This is a genomic window from Thermomonospora echinospora (genome assembly GCF_900108175.1).
Lineage (GTDB): Bacteria > Actinomycetota > Actinomycetes > Streptosporangiales > Streptosporangiaceae > Thermomonospora > Thermomonospora echinospora.
The window spans coordinates 14,415-28,862 of sequence record NZ_FNVO01000015.1 but is presented as its reverse complement, the minus strand read 5'-3'; the positions used below and the strand labels follow the sequence as shown (position 1 = coordinate 28,862).

Below are 14,448 nucleotides of genomic sequence, written 5' to 3'. Positions count from 1 at the left end.
AGGACGCCCGGCTGACGATCTCCGATAGTGCGATCACGCTTGGCGGCATCAGTTCCCCCGACGGTGAAGAGGTCTCGGTGCCCGTTTCGCACCGAGCCCGGGAAAGATCTTTTCAATGTCCGGGTGTGACCAGTTGATTACTCGGTCAATACGATAGTCGTACTCCAGTGCACGGTGCGCGTCACTGCCGGTAATTGGCCGATGTCGGCCGTGTGGCGCCATGGCGATCAGTGGCGCCGGCCCTCCCGGCGCGGGCGGTTCCGGGGTATCGCCGGATCGCCGGCCACGAGAATGGTGTGCGACGCCGCCGGGGTGGCCGCGCAGGATGTTCCGTTCGCCGGGTTCGTCGCTATTCGAGGGACTTGTGGGGACAAGGAAGTCCAGCCGAGATCGTAATCATCAAGTTCAGTAAAGATTTCGGAAAGTCCGCTGGCCTTCAGCCTCGGCCGGGAAGACCGGGAAGACCGGGAAGACCGGGAAAAGCGCCGCCCGGCGCCGGGGAGGCGCCGGGCGGCGGATTCGGGTGGGCGGATTCAGGCGAGGGCGGCGGAGGACTGCTCGAACTGGGTGTCGTGCAGTTCCCGGTAGCGTCCCCCGGCGGCGAGGAGTTCGGCGTGGGTACCGCGCTCGACGATCCGCCCGCCCTCGATGACCAGAATGAGGTCCGCCGTGCGGATGGTGGACAGCCGGTGGGCGATCACCAGCGCGGTCCGGCCGTCGAGAGCCTCGGCCAGCGCCTCCTGCACGGCGGCCTCGGAGGTGGAGTCCAGATGCGCGGTGGCCTCGTCCAGGATCACCACCCGGGGGCGAGCCAGCAGCAGCCGGGCGATGGTCAGCCGCTGCCGCTCGCCGCCCGACAGCCGGTAGCCGCGCTCGCCGACGACCGTGTCCAGCCCGTCGGGCAGCCCCGCCACCAGGTCGTCCAGCCGGGCCCGGCGCAGCACCTCCCACAGTTCCGCCTCGTCGGCCTCCGGCCGGGCCAGCAGCAGGTTCTCGCGGATCGAGTCGTGGAACAGGTGCCCGTCCTGGGTCACCATGCCGACCGTCTCGCGGATCGACGCGAACGTCAGGTCGCGCACGTCCACGTCCGCCAGCCGCACGGCGCCCTCGTCCACGTCGTACAGGCGCGGCAGCAGTTGCGCGATCGTCGACTTGCCGGCGCCGGACGAGCCCACCAGCGCCACCATCTGGCCGGGCTCGGCACGGAACGACATCTCGTGCAGCACCTGCTCGCCGCCCCGGGTGTCGAGCGCGGCGACCTCCTCCAGGGACGCCAGCGAGATCCGGTCGGCGGCCGGGTAGGCGAAGCGCACCCGGTCGAACTCCACCGAGACCGGCCCGTCGGGGACGCGGCGGGCGTCCGGCCGTTCGGCGATCAGCGGCTCCAGGTCCAGGATCTCGAAGACCCGCTCGAAGCTGACCAGTGCGCTCATCACCTCGACCCGGGCGCCGGCCAGCGCGGTCAGCGGCGCGTACAGCCGGGTCAGCAGCAGCGCCAGCGCCACGACCGCGCCCGGCTCCAGGCCGCCGCGCAGCGCGTAGAAGCCGCCCAGCCCGTACACCAGGGCCAGCGCGAGGGCCGACACCAGCGTCAGGGCGGTGACGAACACGGTCTGCACCATGGCGGTGCGCACCCCGATGTCGGCGACCCGGCGGGCCCGCGCGGCGAACTCGGCCGACTCGCGGGCGGGCCGCCCGAACAGCTTGACCAGCGTGGCGCCCGGCGCGGAGAACCGCTCGGTCATCTGGGTGCCCATCGTGGCGTTGTGGTCGGCGGCCTCCCGCTCCAGCCGGGCCAGCCGGGCGCCCATCCGCCGGGCGGGCAGTACGAACACCGGCAGCAGCGCCAGCGCCAGCAGGGTGATCTGCCAGGACAGCCGGACCATCACCGCCAGCGTCAGGACGAGCGTGACCAGGTTGCCGGCCACCCCCGACAGTGTGGAGCTGAACGCCCGCTGCGCCCCGATCACGTCGTTGTTGAGCCGGCTGACCAGGGCCCCGGTGCGGGTCCGGGTGAAGAAGGCGATCGGCATCCGCTGGACGTGGTCGTACACGGCGGTGCGCAGGTCCAGGATCAGGCCCTCGCCGATGCGCGCCGACAGCCACCGGTTCACCAGCCCGAGCGCGGCCTCGACGACCGCCAGCACGGCGATCACCGCGGCCAGTCCGGTGACCAGTCCGGGCCGTTCACCCCGGACGATGGCGTCGACGACGCGGCCCGCCAGCACGGGAGTGGCCACCGCGGTGACCGCGATCACCGTGCTGAGCACCAGGAAGAGCACGAGCCTGCGGCGGTGCGGGCGGGCGAAGACGCCGATCCGCCGCAGTGTCCGTCTGGAGAACGGCCGCTCCCCGTTCTTGGCGTTCACCGCGCTGCGCAGTGACGTCCACGCGGTCATCTCCATGTCCATGGGCACCATCCGGATCGCTGTCGGCCATCGCTACGGGCCTTAGCATGTGGCCTCAAGCAAGGTCGAGGTCAACTGGATAATCCGGTGGGCCGGGGTCTGTGGACCCCCAAGTCCCAGGCGGCCGGTGAGCGTCCGGGCGGGCGGCCCCGCATGGCGGCGCGGGGCCGGGTGCCCGTCCCGGCCGGGACGTCCTTCGCCGGGGGTTACCTCTTGGGCTTGGACTTGGAGTGCGACTTGGTCTTGCGCTTCGACTTGGTCTTGCCGTCGCTGTCGGGCTCCCACTCGTACCCGGGAGTGCCCTGCTCGCAGTAGCGGTCGGCCACCTTGGTGTCGGTGGCGTCGTACTCGCACCAGCGATCGGACGAGCAGGCGGTGAGACCCGTGCCGGCCAGCACCAGCATCGCGGTGAGCGCGGCGAGACGAACCTTCATGAAACTGCCTTTCCTGATCCTTGGGAGCCCCACCGGTCTGGCGAAACCTAACTCAGCGGTGTCGGGAAGTCACTGGTGCCGGCGGTCCGGTTCCGTGCGGTGACGGACGTCCGGCCCCTGGGTAACCCAGCTTTCGACGACTCCCCTGAGACGAGGAGGTCCGCCATGCCGTTCCCGCGAAGGTCGTCCTTATTTGTGGTGGTGCTGGCCGGCTGTGTGTGCGTGCCCGGATGCGGTGGCGGAGATCCGGGCGCGCGGCGGGCCCCGGGCGATCCGATCCGGGTCCCCGACCTCGGCCGACCGGTCGGCCGGCCGCTGTCGAAGGTGCAGCCGGCGCTGATCAAGAAGATCAGGAAGAGCTGCGGCGGCCGGATCTGCGTGAACGTGGTCGTCAAGCACGTCTATCCGGAACTCGGCCAGCAGGTCGAGGAGGCCCCGGGCGCATCGCCCGGGTACGCCGGCTACTGCCAGTACTTCGGGCTCGATCCCGCCCCCGGCACGCTGATCCGGCCGGACTCGACGATCTACATCATCGCCGGCGTACGGGACCCGCGGCCGTGCGGAGTGCCGGACACCGTGCCCGCCAAGCCCGTCACGCCGGTGCCCCCGGAGGCCCCGGAGCCGACGGAGGAGCCCTCGGCGCCGGTCGAGGCGACCTCACCGGCGGAGACCCCGCAGCCCTCCGAGGACACCCCGTCCGGACCGCCGGAGGAGACGCGGGGACCGGGGCCGTCGCCGGATCGGACGCGGGAGTCCGAGTCGCCAGAGGAGGCTGCATGAACATGCCGGGAACGTTTCGCGCGGTTGTCCACATCTCCGCACGCCAGGCCGAGCATCCGCGGGCTTGGGCGATACTGGGCCCCATGGTGGACGACGAACGCTGGAAGGCGCGATTCCGCGCGGCCCGGGTGAGCCTGCCCGGTTGGGCCAAGGACGCTCCGCACCGCTCCACGTACCGGTCGAACGTCACCGGCACCTGGGAGATCTACGCCTGGGACCGGGCGACCGGCGAGCGGCGGCAGGTGACGGACCGGCCCAACGGCACCTGGATGGGCGGCGTCGACCCCACCGGCGAGTGGATCTGGTGGTTCGCCGACACCGACGGCGACGAGTTCGGGGTGTGGATGCGTCAGCCCTTCGGCGGCGGCCCCGACGAGACCGCCATCCCCGGCCTGGAGCCCGCCTACCCGTCCGGGCTGGCCCGCGGCTCCAGCGGACTGACCGTGGTGGGCCGCAGCACCGACGACGGCCACACCCTCCATCTGTACCGCCCCGGTTCGGCCCCCGAGGTCCTCTACCACCACACCGAGGACGCCCATGTCGGCGGGCTGAGCCGGGACGAGACCCTGATCGCCATCGGCCACAGCGAGCACGGCGACAGCCGCCACATGGCGCTGCGCGTCGTCCGCCCGGACGGCTCCACCGTCGCCGACCTGTGGGACGGTGAGGGCAAGGGCGTGTACTCGGCCGGGTTCTCCCCGGTCGCCGCGGACTCCCGGCTGCTGGTCGGCCACGAGCGCCGGGGCCGTCCCGAGCTGCTGATCTGGGACCCCGTCGCCGGCACCGAGACCGAGCTGCGCGTCGACCTGCCCGGCGAGATCGACGCCGACTGGTATCCCGACGGCTCGGCCCTGCTGCTGTCGCACTCCCATGAGGCCCGCGACGAGCTGTACCGCTACGACCTGGCCGACGGCTCGCTGCACCGCATCGACACCCCGCGCGGCGTCATCGGCGGCGCCACCGCCCGCCCGGACGGCACGGTGGAGTTCGCCTGGACCAGCGCCGCCGAGCCCCCGGTGATCAAGTCCACCGCGGGCACCGTCGTGCTGACCCCCGAGGGCCCGCCCGCCCCGCCGTCGGTCCCCGTCGAGGACGCCTGGGTCCCCGGCCCCGGCGGCCGGATCCACGCCCTGGTCAGCAGGCCCGAGGGCACCGGCCCGTACCCCACCGTCTTCGACATCCACGGCGGCCCCACCGCCCAGGACGACGACTCGTTCTCCCCGGCGGCCGCCGCCTGGGTCGACCACGGGTTCGCCGTCGTACGGGTCAACTACCGGGGGTCCACCGGCTACGGCTCGGCCTGGCGCGACGCCATCGAGCATCGTGTCGGCCTCACCGAGCTGGAGGACATCAAGGCCGTCCGCGACTGGGCCGTCTCCTCTGGCCTGGCCGACCCCGACCGCCTGGTCCTGGCCGGTGCCTCCTGGGGCGGCTTCCTCACCCTGCTCGGCCTGGGCACCCAGCCCGGAGACTGGACGGTCGGCGTGGCCGGCGTCCCCGTCGCCGACTACTTCGCCGCCTATGAGGACGAGATGGAGGGCCTCAAGGCGTTCGACCGCGCCCTCTTCGGCGGCTCCCCGGAGGAGGTCCCCGACCGCTACCGGCAGTCCTCCCCGCTCACCTACGTCGAACAGGTGCAGGCCCCCGTCCTGATCCTGGCCGGTGAGAACGACCCTCGGTGCCCCATCCGCCAGATCGACAACTACCTCGCCCGCCTGGCCGAGCTGGGCAAGCCGTACGAGGTCTACCGCTACGACGCCGGCCACGGCTCCCTGGTCGTCGAGGAGCGTCTCCGCCAGATGGAGGCCGAGATGACCTTCGCCCGCAAACACCTCGGCCTGCTGTAGTGGCCGGGCGGGGCGGGGACAGCTAGGCGCGGACGTCGCGGATGACGTCGACCAGTTCGCGGGTGACGGTCTTGAAGCCGGGCATCCGGGACATGGAGACCATCTTGTTGACCAGGGGCACGGTGCGTTCGATCAGCAGGTAGGTCTTGCGGCAGCCGGGGGAGCTGTCGTGCACCCAGTACAGGACGATGCCCATCGAGTACAGCCACAGCAGCTCGGGTAGCTCCTGGCGGAAGTCCGGGTCGATCCTGAGGGTGGAGCCGTCCACCACCTCGCGGTAGATGGCGATGGCCGCCGCGCGGGCGGTGCCCGACTCGGCGCTGAACGGGTTGAGCGGGCTGTTGGGCTCGGCGGCGAACTTGAAGAACTTCCCGGCGAACTGGTGGTAGGGCACCATCGTGTCCACCCGCGCCCTCAGCACGCCCAGCAGCCGGGGCGCGAAGTCGCGTTCGCGCTCCAGCACCGCGCGGCAGGCCGCCATGTGGTCGTCCTGCAGTTCGTCGTAGTACGCCTGGATCAGCTCCTCCTTGGAGCCGAAGTAGTAGTAGGCGTTGCCGACCGAGACCCCGGCCTCCTTGGCGATCGCGCGCATGGTCGTCGCCTCGTACCCGCGTTCCCGGAACAGCCTCAGCGCCGTCTCCACGATCAGCGCACGCGTTTGTTCCGACTTCGGCGGCCTCGTCTGGGTCACATGGCCACTTTAAGCGCCCGACCCGTCCACGGGTTGTGCCCCGGTCCGCACACTGCCGGATGTTGCGGGCCCGGCGGCACGGCGTCCCGGGACATGCCGGAAGAGCCCCCACCTTGCATCCCGGCCGTCACGAACAACGCAAAGTCATTGAAAGCCGTATCAACGAACTCAAGCCCTCCGGGCGATGGCAACTCACCACGAGAACAGGGAACGCATTTACCGGTGCATCCCCGCACCCCGGTCGCATGGCCCATAGCACGGCGTCCACCAACATCCACCGCCGCAGCTCACCCGGCAGATCTCGCCGATCTTGACATTATTGTCGTCCGAACGCGGTTCAGAGCGCAGTAACGTCAAGATCGGCGAAGATACGGTAGCCACGAGACCCGACACCGTACTAGCGCACGGCGTGGTGAGTGTCCTGCGGGCCGAGGACGTGCTCGCGGCCCCATGCGCCGAGGGGTGCCAGCGCCTCGTTGAGTGAGATGCCGAGTGCGGTCAGCGAGTATTCGACGTGGGGTGGCACCTCGTCGTACACCCGGCGATGCACGAGGCCGTCGGCCTCCATCTCCCGCAGGTGGGAGGCGAGCACCTTCTCTGTCACCCCCGGCAGCAGCCTGCGCAACTCGCCGAAGCGGCACGTCTTTTCGTTGAGCGCCCAGAGGATCAGCACCTTCCACTTGCCGCCGATCACGTCCATTGCCGCGTCGATTCCGCAGACGTACGCCCCTGGCCTCCGCGCGGTCGCCATGGCCACCCCTCCTGCCTGCTCACTAACCCCGGGGTAACCACCCACTTCAAAGTGCGTACTTGAGCGACCCCGGGGCGGCGACCAGCCTACTCGGCATGGAATACGACACTTTCGAAAAGAACGGGCCGGCCCTCCTTGGGCTCGGCGCCATGGGCACGGCGCTGGCTCGTGCATGGCTCGCCGCCGGGCATCCGCCGACCGTTTGGAACCGCACGCCCGGCAGGGCCGCACCGCTCGCGGCCGAGGGCGCGCGGGTCGCCGGGACGGCCGCCGAGGCGGTGGCCGCCAGTGATCTCGTGGTGGTCTGCCTGCTCGACGACGCCTCGGTCGGAGAGGTCTTGGCCGGCGTCGACCTGACGGGCAAGGACCTGGTCGATCTCACCACCGGCACCCCGGCCCAGGCCCGCGCCCGCGCCAGGTGGGCCGAGGAGCGCGGCGCCCGCTTCCTGGACGGCGGGATCATGGCGGTCCCGCCGATGATCGGCGCCCCGGAGTCCGGCGGCTACGTCCTCTACAGCGGCTCGCGCGCCCTCTTCGAGGCTCACCGCGACACGCTGGCCGTACCGGCGGGCACCCGGTACGTCGGTGAGGACCCTGCCCTCGCGGCCCTCCACGACACGGCGCTGCTGAGCGCGATGACCGGGATGTTCGCCGGGATCGCGCACGCCTTCGCGCTGGTCCGCGATGAGGACGTGGCGTTGCAGGACTTCGCCTCGTTGCTCGCCGGCTGGCTCACCGCCATGGCCCCGCACGTGTACTCGACCGCCGACCACCTGGAGAGCGGCGACTACACCAAGGGCGTGACCTCCAACCTCGCCATGATGGTCCAGGGCAACGCGACGCTCCTGCGTACGGCCGAGGAACAGAAGGTCAGCGCCGAACTGCTGACCCCGTTCATGGCCCTGATGGAACGCCGCCTCGCCGACGGCCACCCGGACGAGGACACGACTGGCGTGATCGATCTCCTCACCCGCTGAACCGCGTCCGGTCGCCGGAGGCCCGCGGCGCGGGAGGTCTCGCCGCGGATCCACCCGCCGCGGTGCCAGGGGTCATGGCGGGCGAGATTGGTGGATCGGGGTCGTCGTGACCGATGATCCGGGGGCTGCCGTATGCCCTGTTGCCAGGGCTGGAGGCTTTCGCGTCGGCTAATGGCCGATGGGTACGTGCCGGGCGTTGCCGGTGGCCGGGGGCGGCTCGTCGTTCGGTGCGGGGGCGGCCCGGTGGCGGAAGACATGGCGGTAGGTCTGGGGGGAGACGCTGGTGACGCGGCGGAAGTGGTGCCGCAGGTTGGCAGCGGTGCCGAAGCCGGTGCGCCGGGCGATCTCCTCGACCGGCTCGTCTGAGGTCTCCAGCAGTTCCTGGGCGAGTCGTACCCGCTGCTGCAGGAGCCACTGCAGCGGGGTGATGCCCAGCGAGTCCCGGAACCGGCGGGCGAAGGTGCGTTCGCTCAGGTGCGCCACCCGGGCCAGTTGCGGGACGGTCAGCGGCTCATGCAGGTGGTCGCGGGCCCAGCCGAGCACCGGGCCGAGGTCGTCGTGCCGTTCGGTCCGGACGAGCAGTTGCGCGTACTGGGCCTGGCCGCCCTCCCGATGCGGCGGTACGACCATCCGCCGGGCGACCTCGTTGGCGACCGCGGCACCGTGGTCGAGGCGGACCAGGTGCAGGCACAGGTCGATGCCCGCGCCGGTGCCCGCCGAGGTCAGGATGTCGCCCTCGTCGATGTAGAGGACGGACGGGTCGAGCCGGACGGACGGGAAGCGGTGGGCGAAGTCCCCGGCGTTCATCCAGTGCGTGGTGGCCCGCCGTCCGTCCAGCAGCCCGGCGGCGGCCAGCACGTAGGCGCCGGTGCAGATGGACACGATCCGGCGCCCCAGCTCATGCGCCTTGCGCACCGTCTCGACCAGCTCGGCGGGCGGCTCCACCTGGAAGCGCCGGGCCATCGCCATCACCAGCACCGTGTCCGCGTCGAGCAGGTCGTCCAGCCCGTAGGGGGCGTCGACCGCCAGCCCACCGGCCGTCCGCACCGGACCGGACCCGGCCGCGCACAGCCGCAGCTCGTACCACGGGTCGACGATGTCGCTGCGGTCGACGCCGAAGACCTCACAGGGGGTGGCGACCTCGAACGGGGGAGCCCCGTCGAGGATCGCGGCGGCGACGACATGACGGCCCATGGCGGGAATTTAACGCACATCGACGTTTCTGCCACTGGCCCGCGACTGGCGTGCCGACAAGGCTGCCCGGCATGACCGTACGCCCCCCTGACCCCGCCGTGCCTTCCGGTCCTGTCGTACCCGCCGGGTCTGCCGGACCTGTCGCGCCCTCCGGACCTGTCGTGCCTTCCGGTCCTGCCGCACCTGTCGGAGCTGCCGTGCCTGCCGCACCTGTCGGGCCTGCTGTGCCTTCCGGATCTGTCGCACCCGCCGGATCTGCCGAACGTGCCGAACACGCCGGGTCCGGCGGGCCTGTTAGGGGGCGGCTTACCGCTGTGCAGGGGACCGCGATGTATCTGGGGGCCGTACTCGGCACCGGGGTGATCGCTCTGCCCGCGCTGGCCGCCGAGGTCGCCGGGCCCGCGTCCCTGTTGGCCTGGCTGGCGCTCGTCGTGCTGTCCGCCCCGCTCGCTGCGACGTTCGCCGCGCTCGGTGCCCGCCACCCGGACGCGGGGGGTGTGTCGACCCATGCCCGGCTGGCGTTCGGGGAACGGGCCGCCGCCGTGGTCGGCTGGTGCTTCTATCTGGCGATCCCGCCGGGTGCGGCCGCCGCCGCGCTGTTCGGCGGCGGGTACGCGGCCGCGACCCTCGGCGGAGGGGACGCGACGGCCGCCGTCACGGCCGCCGTGCTGATGGGGGTGGTGACCGTGGCCAACGCCCTCGGCCTGCGAGTGACGGGGCGGTTGCAGGTCACGCTGGCCGTACTGCTGGTCATGCTGCTGCTGAGCTCGGTGGCGCTGTCCCTGCCGCACGCGCGGGTCGACAACCTCCAGCCGTTCGCCCCGCACGGTTGGGCGGCGATCGGGCCGGCGGCACTGTTGCTGGTGTGGAGCTTCGCGGGGTGGGAGGCGGTCACCTACCTGGCCGCGGAGTTCCGCCGTCCCGCCAGGGACCTGCCAAGGGCCACGGGGGCGGCGGTCGTCCTGGTCGGGGTGCTGTACCTGTCGGTGGCCTTCGCCGTCGTCGCGGTGCTCGGCCCCGCCGCCGCGCGGACCGACGCGCCGCTCGGCGAACTGATGGCCACCGGGCTGGGCGGCGGCGCCCGCACGCTCGCCGCCGTGGCGGCCCTGCTGCTGACGCTCGGCACCATGAACGCCTACTATGCCGGTGCCGCCAAGCTCGGCGCCGCCCTCGGACGGGACGGTGCGCTTCCCGCCTGGCTCGCCCAGGGCAGCACCGCCGGTGAGGCGCCCCGGCGCAGCCTCACCGCCGTCTCCGGACTGGCCTTCGCAGCGCTCCTGGCGGTCGTTCTCGCCGACGTGGGCACGCGGCCCTTGGTGCTGCTCACCACCGGATCGTTCGTGACCGTCTACGCGGTCGGCGTCGCCGCAGCCCTCCGCTTGCTGCCCCGGTGGAGCAAGCCGCACCTGACGGCCCTGACCGCCCTCATCGGCGTCATACTGCTCCTGGCGATGTCAGGCGCCTACCTGATCTGGCCCCTACTGGTCACCGTCGGCGCCCTGCTGTACCACCATCTGCACCGCCGTCATCGAGACCCAGCCCCCATGTAGCCGAACGGTCCCGCAACGTCCCCCGTCCGGTAGAGCCGATGGCCGCCGGGCCGAACGGAGCCTGGACCGGGACAGGGGACATCCCTGGAACAGACGGCGGGACACCGTCACGGGGCGGCGCCCGGCGTCTGCCGCGCCATCGATGACTCTGCTCGCGGTGTTCGTTCGGTGGTCTTGTCGTAGGGGGTGCGTAGGCTGCCCGTCATGGTGATGGTCGATTGGCACGAGGTGCGGCGGCGGGTAAGGGATCTTGCCGCCTCTCCGCTCGCGGCGAAGGTGTTCGGCTATCACGGGCATGGTTTCCAGTTGGATCCGGTGCTTCGGCCCGATGAGCTGGCCGAGCTGGAGCAGCAGATCAAGGTGCGGCTGCCCGATGACTACCGGGACTTTCTGCTGCACGTCGGGCGCGGTGGCGCCGGACCGTTCTACGGGGTCTTCCCGGTGGAACGGATCGACGGCCGCTGGCAGTGGGTGGGTGACGGCGCGGACCTCACCGACCTGGACCGGCTCGACCGGCCCTTCCCGGCGGAGGGGCTCGACCCGACGGTCCTCGAAGCCCTGCGGGCCGAGGAGCCCGACGAGGAGACCTTCGAGGACATCGAGAGCTTCGACACCGCCTACGAGGAATGGGACCGACGCTACGAAGCCGTCGTGTGGAACGACGCCCGGACGGTCGGCGCCCTCTGCCTGTGCCATCAGGGCTGCGCGCTACGTGAGTGGCTGGTCGTGAGCGGTCCCGAACGCGGCAACATCTGGACGGACCATCGGGTGGACGACGAGGACCTTTCCCCGCACAGGGAAGGCGACCTGGAACGCACGTCCTTCGCGACCTGGTACCTGTCCTGGCTGAAGGCCGCCGAGGCCGAAGTCCGCTCCTGACGCGGCCGGCCGCCGCACCACCCGCCACCTGACGTTCGAGACCGCCGCACCACGCGGAGTCAGGCGACGTAGGGGTGTTCGGTTCTGGCGTCGCGTAGTACGCGGCCCCACCAGGAGAGCCGGTCGAGCAGGGTCGTCGCCGCGACGTTGCTCGCCGGGTCTTTGGGGTCGCCTTCGGCGTCGAACCGTTCCCGGGCGTTGTGGAAGCTGACCGTGTCGCGGATCGTGACGGCGTGCAGCTCGGCGAAGACGAGCCGGAGCTGCTCCACCGCGCGCAGGCCGCCGGATATGCCGCCGTAGGAGACGAACCCGACCGGCTTGGCGTGCCACTCGCGGTGGTGGCTGTCGATCAGGTGCTTCAGGGGCGCGGGGAAGCTGTGGTTGTACTCGGGGGTCACCACGACGAAGGCGTCGGCCGCCGCCAGCCGGGCCGACAGGGTGGGCTCGGCGGCCTCCCCGCCGGGTCGCGACGGTGACTCGGCCGGATCGACGACCTCGACGCGCATGTCCGTGCGCAGCCGGGCGCGTCCGGCGAACCAGCCGGTCACGGTCGGGCAGAACCTGCCCCTGCGCGCACTGCCCGTGATGAGCACGAGGTCGAGAGGTTCTTTGGACATGGACGAACTCCTGCCTGACCTGGTCGGACTCGTGCCGGCCGGGTGCCGGCACGAGGAAGGCCGGCGAAACCGGCGGCCCCGGCGACAGGCTCCTACCTCAAGTCCGATTCAGGTCAAGCGGTGCCCTCCGATCACCCCCCAGCCCGCGACAACCGATGTTTAACGGGAAACATCCGCCTTGTCGGCGGGGTCGGGGGGCTTGGCGGGCTTGGCGTCTCGGCGCTCGTGCGCCTCGGTGCTGCCGTTCCCGCGTTTGCGGGCCGAGCCGGCCGGAACGAGGCTGCGGCTCATGGCGGTCAGGCGATGGCCGACCTGGACGGGACTCCCCAGGCGGGACTGCCTGGGTGGGACGGTCGCGTAGGTGGCCCGTTCACCCTCGCGGACCTGGAACCGCGCGGACTCGGGACTTGCGGAACGTCCCGCAGTGGGTGGCGCCCCCGTCCGGCGCGGTGACGGGGGCGCCGCATGGTCAGTCCCGGAGCCAGTTGCAATTGGGGGGTTCGCCGACGCTGATCTGCCCGGCGAACTCGACCAGGACGGTCCTGGGCACCGGCTCTCGGGCGTACTTGTTCACGAGCAGGCGGCGGCCGTCGCCCAGGTCGATCGCGACCACCTGGAAAAGGGTCTCGTCCAGTTCCAGCCGTTCGTAGTACCGAGCGGGACGGCCACCGACCGTGAGCGGTTCCCCGCCCTCGGGGAGGGGGCCGTGCCCGTACTCGATCTGGTCCGCGGGCAAGGGGAGTTGCGGATCGGCGGTGGGATCGGCGGGCCTGATGGACAGACGCGCCACGCACCCGGAGGAGTTGGTCCTGAGGGCGCCTGTGGACCACACGCGGTACCCCTCGGGCATCCGGTTCACCTTGATCGCGTCGTTGACCGGTGCGGAAGATCCCTTCGCCACGGATTGCGCGAAGCGGGAGGCGACGGTGCAGTCGTTCCCCATGTCCTGGGACACCACGGTGAGCAACTGCGTCGGTGTGGGCCGCCACGCGATGGCGCAGATGTTGGAGGAGCGCTCGCGTACGGCGGGGTGGCCGTTGATCGTCACCTGCTCGGTGCCGGTACCGGTATCGGTGCCGGGCGGCGGGGACGTCCCGTCGCTTGCGTGTACGTCGGGGCCGCCACTCGGCTCGACCTTGTCGATCCCGGGAATGTGCCGGGGAGTTCTCGGGGCCGCGTTCCGGCCGTCGGGTGAGGGAAGCGGGTCCAGTGGGCTTTCGCCGTCCTCGGCGACGGTCAGGGAGATGAGGGGCCGCAGACGCCCCACCTTCGTCATCGGCCCGAAGGACCAGATCCGTTCGTACCGCTGCGGCCCCGACGTGAAGGAGACGGTCCGCACCACCTCGTACATCCCGGAAGGCAGCCAGGTCGGTCCGTACGCGTTCCCTGCACCGGGGCCGCCGGTCGCCACATTGCGGTCCTGGTCGAGGGGGGACAGGCCCGTCGCGTTCACCACCGCCGACAAGGTGACGAGGGCGGCGACGGTCCCGGCGGACGCCGTCGCCATCCGGCGCCGCCGGGCCGTGCGAATCCTGGCGGGCAGGCCGGCCAGCACCCTGTCGGGATCGGGGGCCTGCGAGGCCCCGTGTTCCAGGGTCTCCCGGATGCTGTCTTCGGTGATCATCACGCCTCCTTGGCGGCCGGGCGGGACAGGGGTGCGGCATCCGGGGACTGCCCGGCGACGTCCACGCGCAGGATCGTCAGCGCATGCGACACGTGGGAGCGCGCGGTGGCCTCGGAACAGCCGAGAACACCGCTGATCTCCGCGTACGACAGATCCTCGTAGTAGCGCAGCACCAGCGCCGCACGCTGCTTGGGCGCCAGCGCGCGGACCATCGCCCACAGCACGTGCCGGTCGGCATGGTGGTCGGCGGAGTCGGCCGCCGGTCCCCCGGCCGCCGCCAGCGTCCCGTCGGTCACCGGCACCTCCCCGGAGGACCTGCGCCGCCGCCACGACAGGTACTCGTTGGTGATCATGCGTTTGAGGTACGCCTCAGGTGCCTGCGTTCCGGCGATCCGCCGCCACCGGCGCTGGGCCTTGACCAGCGCGTCCTGCACGACGTCCTCGGCACGGTGCGGGTCGCCGGTGAGCGCGGTGGCGAACCGCAGCAGCGCGGGCAGTCGCGCGATGATGAACTCTTCGAAGGTCAACCCGTACCTCCCGGCCGGATCCCGGTCATCGTCCGCCCCTTGAACGCTGTAGGAGGGGCGATTCGTGGAGTTCCCGGAGGAGAAGGACCGGACTCCGGGATATTCGGTTGAACCCACGGTCCCGGTCGTTAAGATCATCGGCCATGACGTTCTTCTTCCATCTGCGCTG

Annotated in this window: 14 protein-coding genes; 5 read left to right on the top strand and 9 right to left on the bottom strand. The window is 71.3% G+C overall.

All coding sequences use genetic code 11. From position 1 onward, the window contains the following. Nucleotides 1-533: 533 nt before the first annotated feature. Nucleotides 534-2,411 carry an ABC transporter ATP-binding protein gene (locus C4U03_RS27590; RefSeq protein ID WP_103941877.1) on the bottom strand — a complete coding sequence of 626 codons (1,878 nt, stop codon included), beginning with the start codon at nt 2,409-2,411 and terminating at the stop codon, nt 534-536. Between the two features lie 203 nt (nt 2,412-2,614). Further along, on the bottom strand, nt 2,615-2,842 hold the full coding sequence (locus C4U03_RS27585) for a hypothetical protein (RefSeq protein WP_103941633.1): 228 nt from the start codon (nt 2,840-2,842) through the stop codon (nt 2,615-2,617). Nucleotides 2,843-3,007: 165 nt separating this feature from the next. Between C4U03_RS27585 and C4U03_RS27580 the strand changes: the two genes are divergently transcribed. Then, the gene (locus C4U03_RS27580; RefSeq protein ID WP_146087554.1) at nt 3,008-3,622 is read left to right on the top strand and encodes a hypothetical protein; all 615 of its coding nucleotides are present in this window, start codon (nt 3,008-3,010) and stop codon (nt 3,620-3,622) included. Between the two features lie 83 nt (nt 3,623-3,705). Continuing rightward, the gene (locus C4U03_RS27575; protein WP_103941875.1) at nt 3,706-5,469 is read left to right on the top strand and encodes a S9 family peptidase; all 1,764 of its coding nucleotides are present in this window, start codon (nt 3,706-3,708) and stop codon (nt 5,467-5,469) included. Between the two features lie 22 nt (nt 5,470-5,491). Here the strand turns inward: C4U03_RS27575 and C4U03_RS27570 are convergent, their stop codons facing one another. Together C4U03_RS27570 and C4U03_RS27565 are read right to left on the bottom strand one after the other, a co-directional pair. Further along, nucleotides 5,492-6,160 carry a TetR/AcrR family transcriptional regulator gene (locus C4U03_RS27570; protein ID WP_103941629.1) on the bottom strand — a complete coding sequence of 223 codons (669 nt, stop codon included), beginning with the start codon at nt 6,158-6,160 and terminating at the stop codon, nt 5,492-5,494. A gap of 397 nt (nt 6,161-6,557) precedes the next feature. After that, nucleotides 6,558-6,911, bottom strand: a complete 354-nt coding sequence (locus C4U03_RS27565) for a winged helix-turn-helix transcriptional regulator (RefSeq protein WP_103941627.1) — start codon at nt 6,909-6,911, stop codon at nt 6,558-6,560. 95 nt (nt 6,912-7,006) lie between these two features. On the opposite strand from C4U03_RS27565, the gene C4U03_RS27560 reads away from it, so the two are divergent. Continuing rightward, nucleotides 7,007-7,888 carry an NAD(P)-dependent oxidoreductase gene (locus C4U03_RS27560; RefSeq protein ID WP_103941625.1) on the top strand — a complete coding sequence of 294 codons (882 nt, stop codon included), beginning with the start codon at nt 7,007-7,009 and terminating at the stop codon, nt 7,886-7,888. A 168-nt stretch (nt 7,889-8,056) separates the two neighbouring features. Here the strand turns inward: C4U03_RS27560 and C4U03_RS27555 are convergent, their stop codons facing one another. Beyond that, nucleotides 8,057-9,082: a GlxA family transcriptional regulator gene (locus C4U03_RS27555; protein ID WP_103941623.1), complete on the bottom strand. Its 1,026-nt coding sequence runs from the start codon at nt 9,080-9,082 to the stop codon at nt 8,057-8,059. 71 nt (nt 9,083-9,153) lie between these two features. Between C4U03_RS27555 and C4U03_RS27550 the strand changes: the two genes are divergently transcribed. Further along, nucleotides 9,154-10,632: an APC family permease gene (locus C4U03_RS27550; RefSeq protein ID WP_103941621.1), complete on the top strand. Its 1,479-nt coding sequence runs from the start codon at nt 9,154-9,156 to the stop codon at nt 10,630-10,632. 204 nt (nt 10,633-10,836) lie between these two features. Continuing rightward, on the top strand, nt 10,837-11,511 hold the full coding sequence (locus tag C4U03_RS27545) for an SMI1/KNR4 family protein (protein WP_103941619.1): 675 nt from the start codon (nt 10,837-10,839) through the stop codon (nt 11,509-11,511). 59 nt (nt 11,512-11,570) lie between these two features. Here the strand turns inward: C4U03_RS27545 and C4U03_RS27540 are convergent, their stop codons facing one another. The 4 genes from C4U03_RS27540 to C4U03_RS27530 form a co-directional block, all read right to left on the bottom strand. Further along, nucleotides 11,571-12,128: an NADPH-dependent FMN reductase gene (locus tag C4U03_RS27540; protein WP_103941617.1), complete on the bottom strand. Its 558-nt coding sequence runs from the start codon at nt 12,126-12,128 to the stop codon at nt 11,571-11,573. A 159-nt stretch (nt 12,129-12,287) separates the two neighbouring features. Next, nucleotides 12,288-12,419 (bottom strand): hypothetical protein, encoded by a 132-nt coding sequence (locus C4U03_RS42620; RefSeq protein ID WP_268817541.1) that lies wholly within the window; start codon nt 12,417-12,419, stop codon nt 12,288-12,290. A 178-nt stretch (nt 12,420-12,597) separates the two neighbouring features. Beyond that, nucleotides 12,598-13,752, bottom strand: a complete 1,155-nt coding sequence (locus tag C4U03_RS27535; protein ID WP_103941615.1) for a hypothetical protein — start codon at nt 13,750-13,752, stop codon at nt 12,598-12,600. Continuing rightward, nucleotides 13,752-14,279, bottom strand: a complete 528-nt coding sequence (locus C4U03_RS27530) for a SigE family RNA polymerase sigma factor (RefSeq protein WP_200827513.1) — start codon at nt 14,277-14,279, stop codon at nt 13,752-13,754. The genes C4U03_RS27535 and C4U03_RS27530 overlap by 1 nt, the downstream gene beginning before the upstream one ends. Between the last annotated feature and the right edge of the window lie 169 nt (nt 14,280-14,448).